The following is a 20,080-nucleotide window of genomic DNA, read 5'->3' on the forward strand; positions in this document are numbered from 1 at the left end:
TTCAAAATGACACTCGCGCGTGGCCGGCAAACGAGCCGACGCGCCGAGTATAATGGCGCGAGGGCTTCGCCTGGGTGAGCCGGACGGGGCAATGTCCGGTGCGCAAAGCTAACGCTCCAATGCGCCGCCGCAATCAAAGCCTCAAATTAAGATTGATGCCCGCGCTGCGGGTTAATTCTGGAACTGGTCAAGCTTATTCTGCTTACGATGATTCTGCGGGGTGAGGTTGATTCTGTTTCGCCGCGATGCTCGGAGGTTCATCCCAAAGCAAAGATATCTTCGTTTCCTGAGATAAAAGAGTTCTGCCGAGACCGAGCATTACGATCACGTCCGAGCTTACCTAAATATTCTGGAACTCATGGCCGTCGGCGTTCACAACAATACTTTCGACGAACTAATTACCGTTGGCGGCACTAACCGTTATGTGCTGGTGTGGACGGCCTCTCATCCCCACGGTTCTATGGCGCTGTCAGCGTCACAACTAGATGAGAGGAAAGTCTGATGAATCTTCCTGTTCGCATCGGTATGGACACTTCCAAGTCGGTTTTCCAGCTTCATGGTGTTGATGAGAATGAGGTGGTGGTGGTCCGCCGCCAGTTCCGGCGAGCCGAGATGATCCGCTACTTCGAGCGGCTTCCACCGGTTCTCGTCGCCATCGAGTCCTGCGGCAGCTCGCATCATTGGGCGCGCCTGCTGCAGTCGTTCGGTCACGAGGTGAAGCTGATCCCCCCTCAGTACGTGAAGGCTTACGTGAAGCGCGGCAAGAACGACGCGGCCGATGCCGAAGCGCTGTGCGAGGCGGTCACCCGGCCGAGTATGCGGTTTGTACCGATCAAATCGAGGGAACGGCAGGCGGCCTGCATGTTAATGACTGTGCGGGAACGCCTGGTCAGCGTGAAGTCGCAGCTTTCCAATGCTTTCAGGAGCTATGCGGCTGAATTTGGCATCGTCGGCCCCGCCGGTCGGCAGAATGTCGCGCAACTCATCAAACGGGTACTCGAGGATGACAGCTTGCCGGAAATGGCAAAGGATCTCTTCCGACTCCAAGCAGAGGAATATGCCGCGGTCGAAGCCCGCCTGGCAAAGATCGAAGCCAAGCTGATGAGGTGGCACCGCGACGATGATGTCAGCAGGCGGATCGCGACGATTCCCGGCGTCGGTCCGATTGGGTCGTCCATGCTAAGCATGAAAGCGCCGCCGCCCGAGACCTTCAGATCGGGTCGCGACTTTGCGGCGTGGCTCGGGCTGACACCTAAGGATCATTCAACTGGCGGCCGGCAAAGGCTTGGCGGCATTACAAAGGCTGGAGATTCTATACTGCGATCGACGTTGATCGTCGGTGCGACCGCACTGCTGAGGCATATTCGAAAGGGCCGTCATAAGCCCACACCATGGCTCGCTTCGCTGCTCGAGCGAAAGCCGCCAAAGTTGGTCGCGGTGGCCTTGGCCAACAAGTTTGCCCGCATCGCTTGGCGCTTGATGATATCGGGCGGCGTGTACAAGCAGCCGGTAGCCGTCATGCCGACTTGATCTGAAATCGGCCCGCGAGCAGGTTGCTCGGCGGATTGCCCACGAACTTGCAGGACGCAGTAGATGGAAGGACCGATCGGTCGATACGCGCGAGCTTCCGAAGATTACACTGGCAACAAGAATGTCGCCCATGTGCTTGGAGCGCGCGTAGCGAACACCATCTCGGCCAGCGGGCTTTGTCCGCGCAAACAGGCCGGACATCTGATAGCAAGCGATCTGGCCAAAGTCTGCTACAATCCTGACAAGTGGGGGGCCGTCCACATCTGCAATCTCTACTCAATCGCCACCAATCAAGCCGCCATCCTCGCACTCTTTCGGTGGTCAACCGCTACGTCGGCGACCTACAGCCCATGCCCCGCGTCTGCCCCGAACTATCCGGCTCGAGTGATCCGCAACACGGAAGCCAGAAGCGAGATGACACTGATGCGCTGCGGCATCACGCCCCTGCGAATGCACCTCCGGCACCAGCAGGACGTGCACTGCCGTCACCGTCTAGGTCGATGAACAGCTCCGCATGAACAAGAGTATCCACGGAGATACGACCGCTGTGAGCTGCAAGAGCGGGGGACCGAACTGATCCAGCAACAGACGACCATCTACCACCTTGCGCGGTATTGCAAACTCGCCGCATGACCTGCAGCCCATCCTGACAGCGCCAAGCGTCTCCGTCGAGGCAGACACGGGCACCTTGCGTCTCTCGGAGAACCTTTCGCGTCTGTTCGAGACACGACCAGCCCGAGAGCAACCTTTGCCCTTGCGCAAAGTTGTCAGTCAGGAGCTTGAGATGCCCAACGGCCGCCCAAACCTTGCGTTCTTTACCTTGATCGCTGCCAGTCTATGCGCTGCCGTAGTCTTCGTTGGGCTGTTCATCGCAGGAGATGTCGCAGGTCCAACGGTAGCAACGGCTAATTCGCCGACACATTCTCAGGAGCGTGATCGACAGTAGGCGGGCCGCACTCCTAATGATCACTGGATCGTAGGTCGAGAGTTAGTACTTAAACTCCGGCATGGACCTCAATTCCTCCTTGGTGGCGTTAAACACAGCGCGTTCGGGATACCAACGCGTACTGGCGCTAGTTGTGGTGGTTGTCGTGGTGGTGGTTGCGGCACCGGTGGTCGTTCGCGTGGCGCCATCTGGAGCGGAGGTGGTTGCCGGAGCACTCGCCGGTGCGGACGTTGTTGAGGCAGTTGTCGATGTTACCGGCTGGTCTACCCACTTCAGCTTATCGAAGCCGACTACCACGTAGCGCTCGCCCAAGCCAAGAACGCCGCCCACACCTAGAATGACCTTGGCCACCTTGCCTGACCTATCCAAAATCACGTCGTTGATGTCGCCGATTTTCTCGTTTGCTTCATTGTACACATCGACGTGGACCAGCTTGGACGCGCGCCATTCACCCTCCTTGCGCGGGGTAGCACTGGCAGTCGAAGCCTCTTGATTTGTGGCTGTTTGCGCCGACGCCGCGCCGATCATCGAGGCGGTAGTCAGGAAGGCTATTGAAAGAACTTTAAAAATCATGATGTTCCTCCGCTGTTTGGGGAACAATAATGCGGTAAGACTTTAGTTCCGGCGGCCGAGCGGTACGAGCGCGTGGTCGCCAGAGATTCGCGCTGTGGATCGAACGCGTGCGAGGCGGAGACTTATTGTTGGCATAATCGTGGTAGGCGTTTGACGTTCGGCTTAGCGCGCGGCCATAAGCGGCCTGTTTAGACAGCTCTCTTCGGAAGAAAGCTCGCTGGCGATCCTCAGCACGATTGCAACTGATCGAGCCTGCGGAACATTTCCGTTCATCGCTGGGCTCTGTAGAAGGTGGGAAATGATCAATTCTTTGATGTTGTTGGCATTCGAAGCGAATGGAGTAATTGCGCTGCGGATGATGAAGCTTATGCGCGGTGGCCGAATTGCGCGTCGGGAAGCTGAATTGATGATCAGCGAAAAGATACGCGCGGCCTCCGAAGCTTCGGCAAGTCTAATGGCTGGCGCTTCGGGTGATGAAATAATCCGTCAATATCGACGGCGTGTCGCCGCGAATGCGAAGCGACTGGGCCGGCTTAATTTGGGCCGGAGTCGAAAGCGTGCGCTCAGTCGAACCCAGTCCAGGCGGAAGTAACTTGACGGCAAGCTTGGTGAGAGAAGCTCAGGGATGTTCAGAGTTGCCGGAGGCGCGATACTAGGTCAACGAACATGAGATGTCTGCTCTAGGGAGTGGGCGTTTGGAACGTTGCACTGCACAGCAGGTTGTCGTCTGCCCAACGACCTTGGCCGGTCAATTCATCCTTGGAGTGTCAGATGAGCAAGCGTAAACCGGCACTAGCGTTAAAGCATGCCCGCAATCCGAGAACAGTCGCGAAAGCCCAACGGGCCGCTCAAGCTATTGTCAGAAGTCCGAAAGCAGGCGTTCCGCGCTCCGTGAGCGCAGACTCGCAGCGAGACGCCCTCTCCGTTGAGAATCCGCTTCCTGTTAAGAATCCGGAGACAGCTTTACAAGATGACTCCAAACAAATGACGGAGAACAATTCGAAGATTGGGATTGATCTACTCTCTTCAGCCAACGCAAGCGTGCGAGCTTATCAAGCGAAGCTGCTGGAAATTGCACAAGCGAATATGCAGTTTGCTTTTGAATTCGCTCAACGGCTTGCGATGATTGAGGCGCCCTTTGAAGTTCCGGGTGTAGTCGCAGAATACACAAGCAAGCGGTTCGCCATGTTCCAGAAGCATTCAACGGAGATGGCTGAGCTAAGTGCCAAACGGTGGACTTCCTAAGACCGAAGTTATGATGTCTCTTTTGATGCCCAAAAACTGGCAGTCGCCTGCCTTTGTATCAGCACTTCAAGGACTTAGTGATCAAGCACACGCACCTATAAAGAGAAGACGCTCGCGAGTTTGTTGGCGCGCGCAATTGCGGCGACCTTGGTTGGTCGGCGCGCCAACAGCCGGGTCGCGGAACCAAGCACTTGGCAAATTCTTGCATGCACCTTCACCAGAAAGCGCTCACGGTGCCTATACATAGTCGCTCGATGGGTCCTCTGTTCAGCACCCGAACGCGCGTGCGAACGGAAATGGCGGGATTGCGCAAGGATAAGCAAGATGACGCAGAAGGCTTTGATCAAGCACATCGAGAGACTCAAGCTTGTTTGGTCCAATGGGCGATGATGGCGAGGAATGAAGGCTACAAGGAAACCGCCGCTCTTGCGGCGTAAACGAAATCACACCGGACAGCCCGGTGTGACGTAACGGTTGGGGAGGGCGAACAGCACGTAATGCAGTGCCGGTCGATCCGGCGATCAGGACAACCCACATGGCCACAGCATCATCGAATGCGTGCTTTTGACCGGGGACCTGATCCGCGGAGGGCATTATGGCCAGCGGTCATGGGTACCGGGCGAACAGGCCGAACACATGGCTGCTCCGACCAATGCTGCAAAGTGAAGATTCCCCTTGCCAACCCGGAGCCGTCCACACATGGCCCTATATAGGCTTGGCCACCGAGAAGTCAGATCAGAGGATCGAACAGCTAGCCTGCCACTGGGCCCGAAGATGATGCGCGTTGCTTGCATTTATCGATTTCGAGCAGGATTCCACTGTTTGAGGGCCATCGGTAACGCGGCGATATTCCCCTCAACCTGGATTGGTTCGTGTTGATCGCTGAACCAGTAGTTTCGCACGCTCGCGCTACTGGATAGATAAACGGTGTTGCTTCGACGCCCATTCGCGATGGCCATGACCGACGCGCGATCACACGCCTGGAGCTCTTTCAGATAACAAGAGACCACAGATCTCACATCGCTCAGAGAGAAGGACGACTCGACGTAAGATACTCGCCCCCGCGAATTGGGCGGCTTAACTAGTACGGCCGCATTGTACATTCCTGCAGCCTGCCAGTTCTCTCCTTTATAGGCCGCATCGAATGGAAAGTCGTCGCGAGCGGTTGCGCTGGCACTTAGGTAGTGCCCGTGATCACCAGTAATTATGACGAGACTTTTATCGTAGACTCCAAGAGCTCGCATACGTTCGAGCGACGCGGCCACCCCTTGCATCGTATAAACGTATTCGCCCGATACACTTTCCAACGACGTAGTCGTGTTCTCGTGGATACTCCCATCTTTGCCAAAAAGGACCGGAGCGTGCGCCATAATGTGGTGCTGGAAAAACAACTTCTTAGCGGGCCCGAGAGAAAGCCTCGACGACCAACGCTGGAGCGTATCCCGTGATCTTATTTTTTGCTGCGTAAGCGTTCCGAGTTCAACAAGCGGGACGCCGCCCAAGAAGAAACTCACGGCTTCCTGAACATACGCGACCGGCACTTTGCTGTTTCGAACTAGTGACGCAATAAGAAAATGTCCGTAGACTAACGTCGCGCGCCTGTCGTCATCGATGCCTAAATACAATTCCGGAGATAAGTTCTCGTCGCTGTGAGACGAAAGAGGCATCGTCCTCGAATACGCAAGCGTGCTTATCTCGCAACCACGAGCGCGAGCATCTTCAACAAATGAATCCCGCCGCGCCGCGGCATTCACCTCCGCAAAGGTCTTATAGGATTCGTTGTAGAACTTTCCGGACATTATGTTCGGCAAAGAGAACCCTGTCGCCGGAAACGATGACATTGCTCGTGCAAAAAACAGGAAACCGTCAAATTCACGCTCAAGACCGGCGTCGGCGCTCATTGCGCTCTGCAGGATCGACCCCTGCAGCATATCGACCATAAATACGAACACGTTCTCATCTGTTCCAGCTTCATCGAAGGATCTCAACGTCTTGGATGACGCCGACTTCGGAACTAAATTGTCTACAGGTGCGACGATAAAGAACGCGTAGATCGAGAAGGCTGCTACGCAAAAGCCGACAAAGCTGACCGATTTTTTGGCTACCGCCCGCCAGCTAAACGCCGCGCAGATCGCAATCACAAATAGGACCGCAGCGGAGGCGAAAACGCCAAGCGATTCATGGCGCGTGTCGTTTCCATCCAGCAGTCCGGCTTGATGTGGAAAGAACACCACCATAAAAAAGTAGAATATCGATAAGCCCGAAAGCAGAGAAATTAGCGAGGATCGGACGTAGGGAAACGCGCCAAATCCGGTTAGGGCAAGAACAACGATTAATGCAGGAAGCCATCCGCGCGTGAAGATGAACGATGTTCCTTCGGACCAGAGATTGTCATTGATGTATAGAAGATGAAGCGGGCCAAAAATGAAGACCAGCAAGCAAAATGTGGCGGCGAAAGGAAGAACGTCCAATAATCCCGTGGTCGACGAACCTTGAGCGCGAGTTTTCTTCAAGAGGCTTGCCGCCATTGACCACCCCACACAACTAATCAACTCGAGCAAACTGAAAGATTTTGCGACCGCCAGGGGACAATTCGTCAACTCTCACAATATTGGCAATCGCCCTCAAGGCTTCAGAGAAGTATTCCTCTGTGTAGAGTGGGTACACGTCCTCCCTGTTTGCGAGCATAATTTGAACAGTAGAATCAGTTTTAGGCACAAACTCAATGATCCCGGTCGGGGCGAGATCGACGACGAATCTTACCGCCTCAAATAAGGGCGCGTTTTTCGCAATGACCAGGTGATGAAGGAACGCTAACGCGATGACCGCGCACCCCTGAACACGCTGAGAAAAGCTCTCTCGTTCCCTCTCTAGCCATCCTTGGTTAGGGCTTGGATTGAAGACATCTTGATAGACGGCTAGAAAGTTACGATCGGAGACGGATGCTGTCTCATAAGCGCTGTTGAGCGCCGCAACGTCGCTGTCGAATCCAATCACGCGTTGAGCACCCGCATCTAGCGCCGCGAAAGAAAAGGCGCCGGAATTACATCCGAGGTCGATCAAAGTGCGCGGTTTGAGTTGCCCAACGAAGCTCTTCACAATCTCCAACTTACGCGACGACTCACTTTCGGAATAGGTGTTGCAACGAGCGTAGGAGTCCCAGCGCGTCTTCTCGCGCAAGGGCTTCAATTTACCTAAAAATCCGCGGAGCTGCCGCAATAGGCCGATGTATCCGCTTTTAGGAAAAGGGCGCAAGCCGCCCGTTTTGCGCAGGCTCTCACTCGCGTGAGTTATGGCTCTCCGTTCGAGCCATGCCTGCAGGAATACATTGCTTAGAACTGTCAGCGATCCAGCCATTCGCCAAGGCAGAATTCGGGCGAGATGGCTAGTTTCGATGCCTCTCATAGTTCCGCGGTACCATTCGTTAAAGGGTATGCCCAGCGCCGACTGCATCAGGAGCGGGTTAAGAAACTCATCGCAAAACTGCTTGTGGCCATGCCAGTAACAGCCTGGTTCGTATGGCCGCATGGAAAGGAAATCTATGAAGATTGGCTTGCATCCCACGAATTGAATATTGAAAGCACTTGAGTCCGAAAGAACGACATCGTCCTCGATGAGGCTCAGCTGCAAATCCAAGTGATGCAGGGATGCCGCCTTCAGTTGCTCAAAGGACCATTCGTAAGGGTGAGATATGAAGTCCAATCTCGGATGTTCCAGGAGGTATTCGCAAGGCCCGACGGGAGAAGGCCACTCTCCTCTAGGCAGCTCCCTAGCTGAAATTAGAGCACCATTTTCCTGAGCTCTTAGGACCGCTGCTTTGTTTCGGACCGCCTCATAAGAAGTAGCCCCAAACTGGGTAACAGTTCGGAATACGCGATCGTCCAAGACGATAACGTTGCCGGCTGGATCACGGAATGAGCCGTTATGCTGGTACACTTAAATATCGCGCTCGCGAGATTCTGAATCACCTTCCGCTCGCCGATCGGCATTATCTCGATATCGGAAGAGGGCTCGAAATCTCTTCTTAAGACGAGAAAAATTGAGATTGACGGTCAACCACGCAGTAGCCGCGATTCCAATCATACTCTGAAGAAGTAAGCTGCCCGTGCCTGGATTCAAATAGGCATGCGCGGGAACAGCAGTTGCCAAGAGTAACAAGAATGACCCGATGATTATTCGCATTAGCTCTTCCAGTAATGATGCTCGCATCGCCCCATTGCTGGAAACGTTGTTATCTTGGCTAGAGAAGCGGCTCAAGCTTGAGTCCTATCAACGAAGCATAAGCAGTAGGACGAGAATCAGTGTTGTGCCGGAGATCAGGGTCGAAACTCTCGTCCACCGCAACGCGGCAGCTGCGGTTCGCTGAGCCTGCAAGGCCTCCATCTTGGCAATCCAATGATCGGCACTCGGATCTTGCGCCTGTGTTTGTTCCATTCTCTGCTGATTCGCCGGTTCTCAGACTAGGTCTTGTGCTCAAATTCGTCTAGCAGATCAGGTCAAACCATGATTCAAGCTACCAAGCATCGAGGCTAGGATCATGCGCTACGACCTGAGGGATTTCGAGTGTAGTGTAATCGAACCTCTTCTTCCGAAGGATGGTCTAGGCCGCAAGCCGGGCAACAACCGTCGCGACCTCAGTGGTATCTTCTGGGTGCCGCGCGCGGGCTATCTCAACGGCGCGACTGATGGTGATGGCGGGCGGATGAAAGTCTTCCATGCCACCGATTCCGATGAGACCGCTACCAAGCACTGGGGGAGACAGTCGACACTGGTCCGCGCTTCTGAGCGTGGCGTCGGACCATTCCGCCGGCGACCCCGATGCAGATCACGTATGTCCACCCTTGCGTGAAATCGGAGATATGTGAATTGAATAGCGAGCCTGTAACGTTCTGAGCCAGAACGACCAGGCCGGACCAGGCTGCCATGCCAGGGCCGCGGAACATCAGGGCGTGCGAAATCCACATGGCGTAGAGCACGATAACCCCAATCAGCCCCGTCTGAAGGGCAATGGCGAAGGTCTGATTATGCGGGTTGGCTGCCCTGTTCACGTCGGATTCAGGCCCGTCCGCCGTGTAATGCCGGAACATGCTGCGGATCGTTCCGGTACCGTGACCCAGCAGGGGGGCTTGCCTGATCAGATCTACCGACGCGTCCCAATAGGCGAGCCTCTGCCGGTTCGACACTGCCGGAAGAGCCGGGTCACCGGCAGTGATGCTTGCCGCGGAATGCAGCCGATGTTTAAGATATGGCGATGATGTCCATGCGATCGCGAAAAGAAGCGCCCAAGCCGCACAAGCAATGACTGCCATCTTCCAGTTGCGGCGAAGACCGAACAGCAAGAACAACACCGGGACGACGATCAGGGCTGTCCGAGAAACCGCGACATAGCCAATGTTGATCAAGAACGCTGTCACCAGCAGCACCTCGACGACGACGCGTACGGCCCGCCTCGCGCGGAAATCCTCCTCCGCCATCTCAAGCAGCAAGAAGACACATACAACGAAAAATCCACTCTGGCTTATGTAGTCCTTCACGACGATGCCAGGCGGCTTTCCATGGATGAGGCTCACCGAGAAGAGGAAGCCGACAAACGACATCGTCAGTAGCAGCGTACAGCCGGCCATGAAGCCGTAGACGACCCACAAACCACGGTCTGAGCGCTGAAACTGGATGAACAGAAGGGGGATCACGAGAAGCTTAAGCAGTGGCCTAATGCCTGCCAATCGCTCGCTCCAGCCGACGTCGGCCCAAAGCATACCCGCTACCGCAAGGAGAACCAACGCCACCGGAAGTGCGCCTGGCCAGGTGGCCAGCTGCTGCCGAACCTCACGGATACTGAGCGTCGGCAGCAAAGCCAGGAGCCAGAGAACAACCAGAACCGCAACGGCCGAGGTCGACAGCGGCAGAAAGAACGCAATCGCCACAGCGATGGCATCAGCCGTATGAACATTGAATTCGTGGTAAGTAGCAGGCCAAACCAGAATTCGCCGGGCCTCAATTGACCTGAGCATTGCCTCACCTGCCGAATGAAAAGCCCGAACCCGGATTGCAGCTGCTAGTGCTGCACTCTCCAGACGCGCCTGCGCACAAAGTCCGTGTAACTCAGGATGATGCGGAGAACCTTGTCGGAGACATTGTCCGGCGTATAATCCCGCACGAGATGAAGCGCGCGCTCCGCTCCGCGAGGCTGCGATTCAAGGATCGGAATCGCCTGCAACACCCGATCGACGCTCAATCCGACAAACATCACCGACGCTTCTTCGAACCCCTCTGGCCTCTCCTGCACCTCGCGCATATTGAGCGCCGGAAAATTCAGGATCGATGATTCTTCCGTGATTGTGCCACTGTCGGAAAGAACAATCCGGGCGTCGGTCTGCAATTTGATATAGTCGAAGAAGCCAAACGGCTTGTGGAACTCAACTAGGGAATGGGATGCCTTATCCAGGTGCTTCATTCGCTCCCGGGTTCGCGGATGGGCCGAAACGACGATGCGATCGCCGTACTGTTCGGCAAGCGTGTTCAGGATGTCAAGGATGCTGCCGAGCCTCTTTTGGTCATCGACATTCTCCTCTCGATGGAAGCTCGCAAGAAAATACTTGCGCGCTGCCATCCCGAGACGAGAAAGGACGTCCGATGCGTCGATGCCACTTCGATAGAAGTCAATGACCTCCCGCATGGGGCTTCCAGTGGTGATGATCTGGTCCGGCGGCAGCCCTTCGCGCAACAGATAATCTCGCGCGATCGCACTATAGGGCAGATTGATATCTGCGATGTGATCCACGATTCGTCGATTGACTTCTTCTGGAACGCGGAAGTCAAAGCAGCGATTTCCTGCCTCCATGTGGAATATCGGGATTTTTCTGCGCTTCGCTGCGATAGCCGCCAGGCTGCTGTTAGTGTCGCCGAGAATGAGGACAGCCTCCGGAGCATACTCCTCGAGCGCCTTGTCGATCCGGGTTATAACGTTCCCGATCGTCTCGGCCGCATTGCCGCCAGCTGCTTCCAGGAAACGATCTGGTCGCCGAATCTGAAGTTGAGTGAAGAACACCTCGTTCAGCTCGTAATCGTAATTCTGGCCTGTGTGAACCAACGTATGCTGGGTGTGCTGGTCGAGCTTTGCGATCACCCGCGAAAGGCGAATGATCTCCGGCCGCGTTCCTACGATTGTCATCACCTTAAGCATTGAGGTGGTCCCGCATGATATCGAGCGATCTAAGGACGTCCTTGACCTGGTCGACGTCAAGCCTTCGCGTATTGTGCGAGGTGTAATCCTCCTGCCGGGAGATTTCGGTGTCTCCTTCGCTGAAGTAGCTGTTGTAGTTGAGATCTCTCATGTCGGCCGGAATGCAGAAGTAGTCTCCAACATCCTGCGCAACAGCCATTTCTTCGCGCGACACGAGCGTTTCGTAGAGCTTCTCGCCATGTCTCGTCCCAATCACTTCGATATCGTTCCCAACCTTCAGCAATTCCCGCAAGGCCACCGCAAGATCCTTTATGGTGGAGGCCGGCGCCTTCTGCACGAAAATATCGCCCGGACGCGCGTTTTGAAACGCGTACAGCACCAGTTTCACCGACTCTTCCAGGGACATCAAAAAGCGGGTCATGTTAGGATCTGTCAGGGTCAATGATTTCTCGCCGAGCAACTGGTCAATGAAAAGCGGGATGACCGACCCCCGAGAGGCCATCACGTTGCCATATCTGGTTGCGCAGAGCACCGTTTTCTCTGGATCGCATTCCCTGGACTTTGCGATCATGACCTTCTCCATCATGGCCTTGGACAGTCCCATCGCGTTGATCGGGTAAACAGCCTTATCGGTGCTTAGCACCACGCAACGCTTCACCTCGTGCTCTATAGCAGCACGCATCACATTCTCAGCACCTAGGACGTTGGTCCTCACGGCTTCGATCGGGAAAAATTCGCAGCTAGGCACCTGTTTCAGGGCCGCGGCATGAAAGATGTAGTCGACCCCGCGCACGACGTCCGACACGGGGTCATAGTTCCGGACATCCCCGATGAAGAACTTGACGCGAGGGTTCTTCAGTCGTGACCGCATCTCGTGCTGCTTGTTCTCATCCCGGCTGAAAATCCGGATTTCCCTGAAATCCGCATCGAGAAGGCTTTTCAGGATAGCGTTACCGAATGATCCGGTGCCGCCAGTAATAAGCAAGGATTTACCTGTAAACATATCCCATAACCCAGTTTGGATTAGTTCATCCGAACGCGTGCATCTTCTCGATCAGAGACGACCATGTTGGAGGTTGATAGCCGGTTGCCGCATGAAACCGATCTGCGTTGAGTGACCGGTCGATTACGAGTCTTTCGTCCGGAATGATCTCGATTTCCTTCTCATAGGTCTTGGCGACCATCTGCAGGAGATCGTACTTGTTGATCGGCTGCGCAGCGACATGATAGACGCCACGCAGCTGCGGCCGCGGGATGACATGGGTGCGGATGATCTCGGTCAGTTCGATTGTTGGCACACCAGAGAAAATAGCCCGCCGATAGCCGTTCACCTGTCCTTTGCTGGAGAGGAACCAGCCCAACAAGCCGACCGAAGAGCCAAGTTCGTGTCCAATGATTGAGGTGCGAAGCGTTATCGCGTTATCGTAGTCGACCTCCCCCATGTGTTTAGTGCGTCCGTACAGATCCTGCGCGTCAGCCGGATCGCTCTCTACATACCCGCCCTTCGCTCCGCTGAACACGCAATCCGTGCTGATGTGTATGAGCCTTGCGGACGCAGCAGCACACAGCGCCGCAAGGCGGTGCGGAAGCAGCGAGTTGATTGGAATGCAGGAAAGAGCCTCATTTGCAGTCGAGAGCTGCTTGATGATGCCGACGCAATTGATCACGATCGCCGGCCGTACTCGGCCAAAGACTTTGAGCAAGTTGTCGACATCTTCGACGTCGACCCCGACAAGGATGTTGTCGCGCAACTTTTCCGGCAAGTAATGCAGCAGACGGTCCGTTCTGGCGGTACCATAGACCCTGTAGTCCGCGCTGAGCGCGAAGCTGCGCAGCGCGGTGTTACCAAGCATTCCGGTAGCGCCGAGCACCAGGATCGCCGGCTTGTCGGCGTCTGTCATTGACCATCTCCCATCGTTTCTTTCGTACATTTCAAATCGCGGCCATTCATGGCCTGCTTGAAGTGATCAACAAGCACGTCCGTGAGCTGCATCAGCTCGAAGTGCTTTTCGTACCATCGCCGACCTGCCATTCCCATTTCATCTCTCGCTTCTTGCGGCATCGACCTCAACTCCAGAATCAGCGCGGCCAATCTCTCTGCATTCTCAGACTCGCAGGTGATGCCGGCGCCCGAAGCTCTGACGACCTCCGCGCCTTCTCCGTCCATACATGCAAGGACTGGTCGTCCTACCCCGAAGTAAGTCGAAAGCTTGCTTGGCACGGTTTTTTTGAGGGACTCGACATTCTTCAGCGTAATGAGGAGCGCGTCGCTGCGCGCCATCGCATCGTTCGCAACCTCCGGCTCGACACGGCCAAGGAGATACACATTGGCCAGTGCTCGGCGCTTTATTTCCTGCCGGATCCAGCCAAGCCGGCTCCCGCTTCCCATTATGACGAAGTTGATGTGCGACTCGTCGCGAAGGTGCTCCGCGGCCTCCACTATCGTCTCCACCGCCTGAACGGTCCCGAGATTACCACTGAACGTGACGTTGAAGCCGCTCGGGAGGCTAACTGGGTTTCGGGGGCGCTCTGGGGGAGTTCGCTCAATGTCACCCGGATTTGGGTAATAGACGACCGGAACTTCACCGGCCATCGCACAGGTGCTCTCTACGAAGCTGCGAGACTGCACCAAAAGCAGATCGCAACGATGGTAGATCCAGCGCACAAGGCCCGCGACTCCGCGCAGTATGTACGGGTTCTTGACATAGCCCGTTGCCGAAAGGCTTTCCGGCCAGAGATCCTGGACCCATACGATGAGAGCCGCCCGCTTTCTCGCGCTGAAGAAGGCTCCCGCCAATGCTTGCAGGACCGGAGACGTTCCGTAGACAAATACGACATCGAACTCCTTCTTGCGCAGCCGCCACTGGCCGACGAGGATGCAACTCGCGAGGAAGGAAAGGTAATTCAGCGTCAGCGTTAGCGCAGTTTTCTTTCCGCGCGGGATCAGGGGCACGCGGAAGATCTCGTAGCCGGCTGGGTGCAATCCCCGGTCGCTGCGCCAGGCCCGATAGCCCTTGAAGATTGTCCCGTCAGGATAGTTCGGCTGTCCTGTAAGCACCGTCACTTCGCAGCCGGCACGATGCAGCGCTTCTGCTACCGTATTGATGCGGAAGGTCTCGGGCCAGAAATACTGGGTGACGATCAGGGTCTTCATGACACACCCTCAACGTCTACCGACAACGCTTTCCAGAATCCTTCTGGCGTCTCAAACTCGCGTAGGCAGTCTCCCCGCCTCAAGTAGCGGTTTATCGCCCGCGCGATTGACAGTGACGAAGTCGGATCGAACGTTTGTACAGGGTCGCAAACATCCCTGACATAGTCGAGCTCGCCGGCGATGACCGGCAACCCTATGGCTCTTGCCTCCGCGAGAGGCAATCCGAACGATTCCGTCGTGGACGGGTATATGAGCGCTCCGGACTCACCATAGACGTCCGCCAGCTGTTGACGTGAGAGCGCTCCAAGGTTGACGATACCAAGGCCGGCGTTCTCGATGCGCACTTTGAGGCGCGCCCAGAGCTCCTGATCCTTTGATCCCAGCGTGAGCGCAAGGCTTGGCCGGCATCCGCCCTCTTTGAGGAGCTCCCAGGCCTCGACCAGCCGGGCGTGATTCTTGTGAGGCTCGCCGTCGGCCGGGTAGACGAAGTCAAATGCGCGACCGAAGGTCACTGCCGACAAGGATATGTCGTTCGGCACCAGCGGCCGGACCTGGATCCTTGGGCGATGAGCGACAGCGCCAGCCAGGACTGCAAGTGCCCGCTTCATGCTCGGTCCTTGAACGATGATTTCCCCGACCGAATGTACCCGGCGACGGAGAAGCCACCGTTCGATCTCAAGCCGCAAGCGGGTCAGGATTGGGTAATCGCGGAGCGAGCCACTCTCGACGAGGAGACGGTTCTGCAGAAACACCGTAAGCTTCGAGCCCGACGCCTCGTTCAAAAAAAGTGGTGGCACTCCATGAAAGCAAAGGACGCGCGCTCCGCTCCGCAAGGCAGCCCCGAGACGCCATTCTGCGCGGAGGCGGTTCAGCAGCCCCGGCGGAACCCACTCTACGCGTATCTCCTCAGGAACGGAAAGGTTTGCCTTGGCGCGCTCGTCAAAAACGGCGATCACTCTCGGCTCACCGGTCCACGCCGCCACGATTGACTGCAGAAGAACCAATCCGCCTCCAGCCCGAACATTCGGAGCGTAGATCAGGAGAGGCGCGCTCAAGACTGTTCACTCGGCCGCTCGAACGCGGGAACGTCCCTTAGCTTCCACAAACCAAGGCTTTTATCGACGAACGCGCCACCCCCTTCCGAGCATTGCTCGTTGATCACCCTCAAAGGCGCTGGAAAGTTGAACGGTGGCGCCTGCATGTTGAGAGGCCGCCAAAACCGAGCGTCGAGGTCATCATTGTACGCCCGCTCCACGAACGTCGTCGCGAGCAGATACATCGCACCGGTGCGTCGAAAATTGGCAAGAACCCTGAAGGCGTCTTCGAATGACAGGTGCACCAGGCAATCGCGCGTCAGGATCAGATCAGCCTTCGGCAGCTCATCCTTCGCAATATCCACACAGAGGAATCGGACCCCCTCAGATCCGTACATCTCGGTGTTCCGTTGAATCATAGGGGCGACGATATCGACGCCGATATAGTTCGGCACACCCAGCTTTGTCTCACGCATCCAATGCCAGTCGCCACATGGCGCATCCAACAGAGTACCGACGCCGAGCTCTGCAATGAGCTTCGGCACCTCCACGCGAATTACTGACGTCTGCTTGAGGTTGGATCCTTCACCGGATCTGGACTCGGAACCACCAAAGACGTTGTGCTCGTAAACCTTTGTGAACTTTGACCTGATGTCCAGGTGGGCGACGTCAGAAGGCCCCGCCGAACCCGCAAGGACAGTCGTGAAAAACCGGCGTGTGAAATTGTGAAGTCGACTTATAAAAAAAAGAATAGACAATTTGCAGTCCCTTACTCCAATAGAAGTAGCTTGTGTCGATGTCTGGCCATGAGACATCGACACGCAACTCCTTCATCAGAGCCGTTCGGTAGGTTGGCCGCGAATGCTTCGCTTGAGATTCAATGCTTGTCGCCACCCCGCGACGAAGCACTCGAGAGCGCCTCCCCTACTGATTGCGATAGCAATACAGCACACGCGATCAACAAATCAAGCCCCAAAAAGCTCGACTATTAGACCTGGCCATTGCCAGTTTTCCTGACCCGTTGAGCGTGAGATGTCATCAACAAGCAAAAGTGTGCGGCTTAGCGCTGTCCGGCTACTGCCCAGTAGGACGATCCCCAAGGTCAGATGTCGAGGTTGACGCAAGGAGACCAACCTGATGAGACTGTGCTGACCATCAAGTCATTCTTCAGATAGCATCACTGGTTACCGGCAGCGTGCGAATTCTTATTCTGACCTACGCGTTTCCTCCGCTTCATGTGCAGATGACCCCGGTGGCCCTCAAGCCGATGGCGGCGATGACCAAACTTGGCGTGTCGGCCGACGTCGTGACGGTCCGTAATTTTCCTTCCATCCTTCCGCTGAGCGACGATCTTGTCTCTTACGCAGACGCCATCTTTGAGAAGAAGATTTTTGTCGACGACAATAAAAAGACCGGCTCATGGATATTGAAGTGCGGTGAATTTTTGCGGCTGCCGGACCTCATGGCGACCTATAGCCGGAGAACTCTCCATGCACTGCTGAACCTCGACCTCAGCCGCTACGATGCGATCCTGACGTGGTCTCCATTTCATTCCATCAACCAAGTGATGATGGAATTAAAGAGCGAGCGTCCTAGCGTAAAATGGGTCGCACAGTTCAGCGACCCATGGGCCGGGAACCCTTTGGAACGCCACTGGAGCACAAATCGCTGGAATTCCCACTTCGAGCAGCGGGTCGTGCCGCTCGCTGACGCTATTATCCATAGCTCCCATTATTCGATGAGAATGATGGCTAACGCGGTAAGCACCGCTGACAAGAACAGATTTTCGGTCATCGGGCATTGCTACGATCGCTCACTCTACGGAATACGAGAGCCGCGATCGCGTGATCGCTTTGTGATTCGTTACGTCGGAACTCTGTTCGGCCGGCGGACGCCTGAGCCGTTCTTCGCAGCAGTGCAAAGTCTGCTGGCAAGACGCCCGGAGCTGGCAAGCGTTCTTTCGCTCGAGCTTGTCGGCCCGGTTGAGCCGGCCATGCTTGCTTCGGATGCTGCGTCCTGCTTACCCCACGGTATGGTTAACAGTGCTCCGCACGTCGGATATCTTGAGTCGCTCAGTTACATGGCCGGTGCGGATCTGCTTGTGCTCATCGAAGCCGACGTAAAGGCGAACTTGTTCCTCCCGAGCAAGCTTGCTGACTATGTCGGGTCAGGCACGCCAATCCTTGCTCTCGTCCCGCCAGGGCCGGCAAGAGATTTCACCCGAGCCCTCGGATGCTGGCATGCCGAGCCGGGTAATGTTGATGACATTTCGGAGGCCTTTGAGCAGGCATTCGAACACATCCAGAGCAAAGGAAGTGCGACCTGGCGCAATGAAGCGGTCGCGCAGACGCTGTTGGCCGATACCATTGCACGCCAGTACAAGTCGATCTTTGAACGGGTTATCGCGTGAAGAAACCGCGGATTCTTTTTGTTGCGATGCAAGCCAGTCCGCATGCGGCGCGATGGGTCGACATGATTGCGGATCAGGGTTGGGATCTGCACCTTTTCCCCGTCAACTCGATGCCGTTGCTTCCGGAGTTCCGCAACATAACCGTCCATCAGCCCTGGCTCACCGTCCGTCCGCGGGCCACACTGGCAGCCGTGGAGCGATTTGCGCGGCGACATGTGTTCAACATCAAAAGCGACCCAGAACCATTAAGCGGCTCAGTCGTGGAACGCTCGATCTATCCGATCCCGATGCTCACGAGGTTCGCGCGTGTTGCCAACGGCTTCAAGACACCTCTCGGAACGTCCGGCGCCCAGGCGCCGCTCGCCTATGGTCCACATGTGCTCGCGCGACTCATAAGAAAGTTGAAGCCCGATTTGATCCACTCAATGGAGTTTCAGCACTGCGGATACAACGTGCTGGAGGCCAGGAAGATCATTGGTGAAGATAAATTCCCGAAATGGCTGGCGACCAATTGGGGCAGCGACATCTTCTACTACAGGCACTTCCCGTCCCATGAGAAGCAGATACGTGAGCTGCTTTCTTCGATCGATTACTATAGCTGCGAGTGTCACAGAGACGTTGAGATCGCTCAAAGTCTGGGGATGGGAGCCGAGGTGCTGCCGGTCAAGCCAAATTCTGGCGGCTTTGACCTGCCCGCCGTCAAGCAGTTGCGTTCGCTGCGCCCGCCATCCAGGCGTCGTCTCATCATGGTCAAGGGCTACCAGCATTTCGCGGGCCGGGCACTTGTTGCGCTCGATGCTCTCGCGAAGGCCTCTGATGCGTTGACCGGATACAAGATCCTGGTTTTCTCTCCTTCGGAGCCGATCTATCTGCGCGTTGACGAACTGCGGAAATACTACGATCTGGACATCGAAATCCTGCAATATGCAGACCACGGAAGGATGCTGCGGCTGTTTGCTGCGGCACGGTGCTACCTTGGCGTCAGCGTCTCGGATGCAATAAGCACGTCGATGCTCGAGGCGATCGCCTTGGGCGCTTTCCCAATTCAGACCAACACCTCGTGTTGCGAGGAATGGATCCAAGATGGGAAGACCGGTTTTTCGATTCCACATGATGACGTAGGGGTCATTGCCGATCGGATCCGCGAGGCGCTTTCTAATGACGAGCTCGTGGACGCGGCTGCCGAGATGAACTGGACCTTAGTCTCAAACCGGCTCGACGCTTCTGTGCTGAAACGCGAGGTCGTGCGGGACTACCGAAACCTGATCGAGAGGCAAAAGTCTTCCAGGTAGTGTCCCATTGTACACCAAACCGTTGCGTTAGCTGTCGATTTTGGGTAATCGGCTGAAATCCTAGGCAAGGCGGGGGGAACTGCATTGAGGGACGTGTTTGATCGTATCTTCCACGAAAACAAATGGGGCAGCGCTGACTCTCGCTCCGGGGAAGGCGGGGAGCTATCCCAGACGACCACCATCCGGGCCGTGATACCCGAAATCATCGCCATGGTGGGCGCGCGCTCAATGCTGGACTTGCCTTGCGGCGACTTCAATTGGATGCGCTTCGTCGATCTTGGAATCGACTACATTGGCGCGGACATCGTTCCCGAACTGATTGCCGCCAACCAGACGAGGTATGGCAATGATCACCGTCGATTCATCGTGCATGACGTGGCCCAGGAGCAAATTCCGAAAGTCGATCTGATCCTTTGTCGCGATTTACTTGTCCATTTTTCGTTTGAGCACATTCGATCGGCTTACGGCAATCTTCGCGCCAGTGGGTCGGGCTACATCCTCACGACGACGTTTCCGCTGCGACCCGAAAACGCTCAGATCGAAACCGGAGAATGGAGACCTCTGAACCTGTCGCTGCCCCCATTCAATTTCCCGAAGCCAATACGCATCATCAATGAAAATTGCACCGAGTGGGATGGCCACTGGTCCGACAAGAGCCTCGGGCTCTGGCGGATCGCCGACCTGCCGGAAGTTCTGCCAATTTGAGGCGCTCT

Annotated in this window: 15 protein-coding genes; 5 read left to right on the top strand and 10 right to left on the bottom strand. The window is 55.9% G+C overall.

The window, feature by feature from the left end:
* Window positions 1-501 precede the first annotated feature (501 nt).
* The gene (locus ACFLEY_RS05310) at window positions 502-1,530 is read left to right on the top strand and encodes an IS110 family transposase (RefSeq protein WP_060908347.1); all 1,029 of its coding nucleotides are present in this window, start codon (window positions 502-504) and stop codon (window positions 1,528-1,530) included.
* Between the two features lie 988 nt (window positions 1,531-2,518).
* Here the strand turns inward: ACFLEY_RS05310 and ACFLEY_RS05315 are convergent.
* On the bottom strand, window positions 2,519-3,049 hold the full coding sequence (locus ACFLEY_RS05315; protein WP_211434528.1) for a PRC-barrel domain-containing protein: 531 nt from the start codon (window positions 3,047-3,049) through the stop codon (window positions 2,519-2,521).
* A 771-nt stretch (window positions 3,050-3,820) separates the two neighbouring features.
* Between ACFLEY_RS05315 and ACFLEY_RS05320 the strand changes: the two genes are divergently transcribed.
* Window positions 3,821-4,294 carry a Phasin protein gene (locus tag ACFLEY_RS05320; protein ID WP_211434527.1) on the top strand — a complete coding sequence of 158 codons (474 nt, stop codon included), beginning with the start codon at window positions 3,821-3,823 and terminating at the stop codon, window positions 4,292-4,294.
* A gap of 794 nt (window positions 4,295-5,088) precedes the next feature.
* Here the strand turns inward: ACFLEY_RS05320 and ACFLEY_RS05325 are convergent.
* The 9 genes from ACFLEY_RS05325 to ACFLEY_RS05365 all read right to left on the bottom strand — a co-directional run bounded on the left by ACFLEY_RS05325 (window position 5,089) and on the right by ACFLEY_RS05365 (window position 16,423).
* A complete protein-coding gene (locus tag ACFLEY_RS05325) occupies window positions 5,089-6,822 on the bottom strand; it encodes a hypothetical protein (RefSeq protein ID WP_396604550.1) in 1,734 nt (577 codons plus the stop codon).
* Between the two features lie 16 nt (window positions 6,823-6,838).
* On the bottom strand, window positions 6,839-7,996 hold the full coding sequence (locus ACFLEY_RS05330; RefSeq protein ID WP_211434104.1) for a class I SAM-dependent methyltransferase: 1,158 nt from the start codon (window positions 7,994-7,996) through the stop codon (window positions 6,839-6,841).
* A 1,037-nt stretch (window positions 7,997-9,033) separates the two neighbouring features.
* The gene (locus ACFLEY_RS05335; protein ID WP_211434103.1) at window positions 9,034-10,305 is read right to left on the bottom strand and encodes an O-antigen ligase; all 1,272 of its coding nucleotides are present in this window, start codon (window positions 10,303-10,305) and stop codon (window positions 9,034-9,036) included.
* 44 nt (window positions 10,306-10,349) lie between these two features.
* Window positions 10,350-11,477 (bottom strand): non-hydrolyzing UDP-N-acetylglucosamine 2-epimerase, encoded by a 1,128-nt coding sequence (gene wecB, locus ACFLEY_RS05340; RefSeq protein WP_211434102.1) that lies wholly within the window; start codon window positions 11,475-11,477, stop codon window positions 10,350-10,352.
* Window positions 11,470-12,480, bottom strand: coding sequence for a polysaccharide biosynthesis protein (locus ACFLEY_RS05345; protein WP_211434101.1), 1,011 nt, complete (start codon window positions 12,478-12,480; stop codon window positions 11,470-11,472). Before ACFLEY_RS05345 ends, wecB begins: the two co-directional genes overlap by 8 nt.
* 25 nt (window positions 12,481-12,505) lie before the next feature.
* A complete protein-coding gene (locus ACFLEY_RS05350) occupies window positions 12,506-13,378 on the bottom strand; it encodes an SDR family oxidoreductase (RefSeq protein ID WP_211434100.1) in 873 nt (290 codons plus the stop codon).
* Window positions 13,375-14,631: a glycosyltransferase family 4 protein gene (locus ACFLEY_RS05355; protein ID WP_211434099.1), complete on the bottom strand. Its 1,257-nt coding sequence runs from the start codon at window positions 14,629-14,631 to the stop codon at window positions 13,375-13,377. Before ACFLEY_RS05355 ends, ACFLEY_RS05350 begins: the two co-directional genes overlap by 4 nt.
* A complete protein-coding gene (locus ACFLEY_RS05360) occupies window positions 14,628-15,635 on the bottom strand; it encodes a glycosyltransferase (RefSeq protein WP_211434098.1) in 1,008 nt (335 codons plus the stop codon). The genes ACFLEY_RS05355 and ACFLEY_RS05360 overlap by 4 nt, the downstream gene beginning before the upstream one ends.
* A 47-nt stretch (window positions 15,636-15,682) precedes the next feature.
* The gene (locus ACFLEY_RS05365; protein ID WP_211434097.1) at window positions 15,683-16,423 is read right to left on the bottom strand and encodes a class I SAM-dependent methyltransferase; all 741 of its coding nucleotides are present in this window, start codon (window positions 16,421-16,423) and stop codon (window positions 15,683-15,685) included.
* Window positions 16,424-16,860: 437 nt separating this feature from the next.
* Between ACFLEY_RS05365 and ACFLEY_RS05370 the strand changes: the two genes are divergently transcribed.
* The 3 genes from ACFLEY_RS05370 (at window position 16,861) to ACFLEY_RS05380 (ending at window position 20,072) form a co-directional block, all read left to right on the top strand.
* On the top strand, window positions 16,861-18,075 hold the full coding sequence (locus ACFLEY_RS05370) for a hypothetical protein (RefSeq protein WP_211434096.1): 1,215 nt from the start codon (window positions 16,861-16,863) through the stop codon (window positions 18,073-18,075).
* Window positions 18,072-19,367, top strand: coding sequence for a glycosyltransferase (locus tag ACFLEY_RS05375; RefSeq protein WP_211434095.1), 1,296 nt, complete (start codon window positions 18,072-18,074; stop codon window positions 19,365-19,367). The genes ACFLEY_RS05370 and ACFLEY_RS05375 overlap by 4 nt, the downstream gene beginning before the upstream one ends.
* Window positions 19,368-19,460: 93 nt before the next feature.
* Window positions 19,461-20,072, top strand: a complete 612-nt coding sequence (locus ACFLEY_RS05380) for a class I SAM-dependent methyltransferase (RefSeq protein ID WP_211434094.1) — start codon at window positions 19,461-19,463, stop codon at window positions 20,070-20,072.
* Window positions 20,073-20,080: the final 8 nt, after the last annotated feature.

This window comes from Bradyrhizobium sp. YCK136 (genome assembly GCF_044570075.1).
GTDB lineage: Bacteria > Pseudomonadota > Alphaproteobacteria > Rhizobiales > Xanthobacteraceae > Bradyrhizobium > Bradyrhizobium diazoefficiens.

Coding starts and splice junctions, on each gene's coding strand:
- ACFLEY_RS05310 (WP_060908347.1), top strand. CDS start 502: ATGAATCTTCCTGTTCGCATCGGTATGGACACTTCCAAGTCGGTTTTC.
- ACFLEY_RS05315 (WP_211434528.1), bottom strand. CDS start 3,049: ATGATTTTTAAAGTTCTTTCAATAGCCTTCCTGACTACCGCCTCGATG.
- ACFLEY_RS05350 (WP_211434100.1), bottom strand. CDS start 13,378: ATGACAGACGCCGACAAGCCGGCGATCCTGGTGCTCGGCGCTACCGGA.
- ACFLEY_RS05325 (WP_396604550.1), bottom strand. CDS start 6,822: ATGGCGGCAAGCCTCTTGAAGAAAACTCGCGCTCAAGGTTCGTCGACC.
- ACFLEY_RS05335 (WP_211434103.1), bottom strand. CDS start 10,305: ATGCTCAGGTCAATTGAGGCCCGGCGAATTCTGGTTTGGCCTGCTACT.
- ACFLEY_RS05345 (WP_211434101.1), bottom strand. CDS start 12,480: ATGTTTACAGGTAAATCCTTGCTTATTACTGGCGGCACCGGATCATTC.
- ACFLEY_RS05320 (WP_211434527.1), top strand. CDS start 3,821: ATGAGCAAGCGTAAACCGGCACTAGCGTTAAAGCATGCCCGCAATCCG.
- wecB (WP_211434102.1), bottom strand. CDS start 11,477: ATGCTTAAGGTGATGACAATCGTAGGAACGCGGCCGGAGATCATTCGC.
- ACFLEY_RS05355 (WP_211434099.1), bottom strand. CDS start 14,631: ATGAAGACCCTGATCGTCACCCAGTATTTCTGGCCCGAGACCTTCCGC.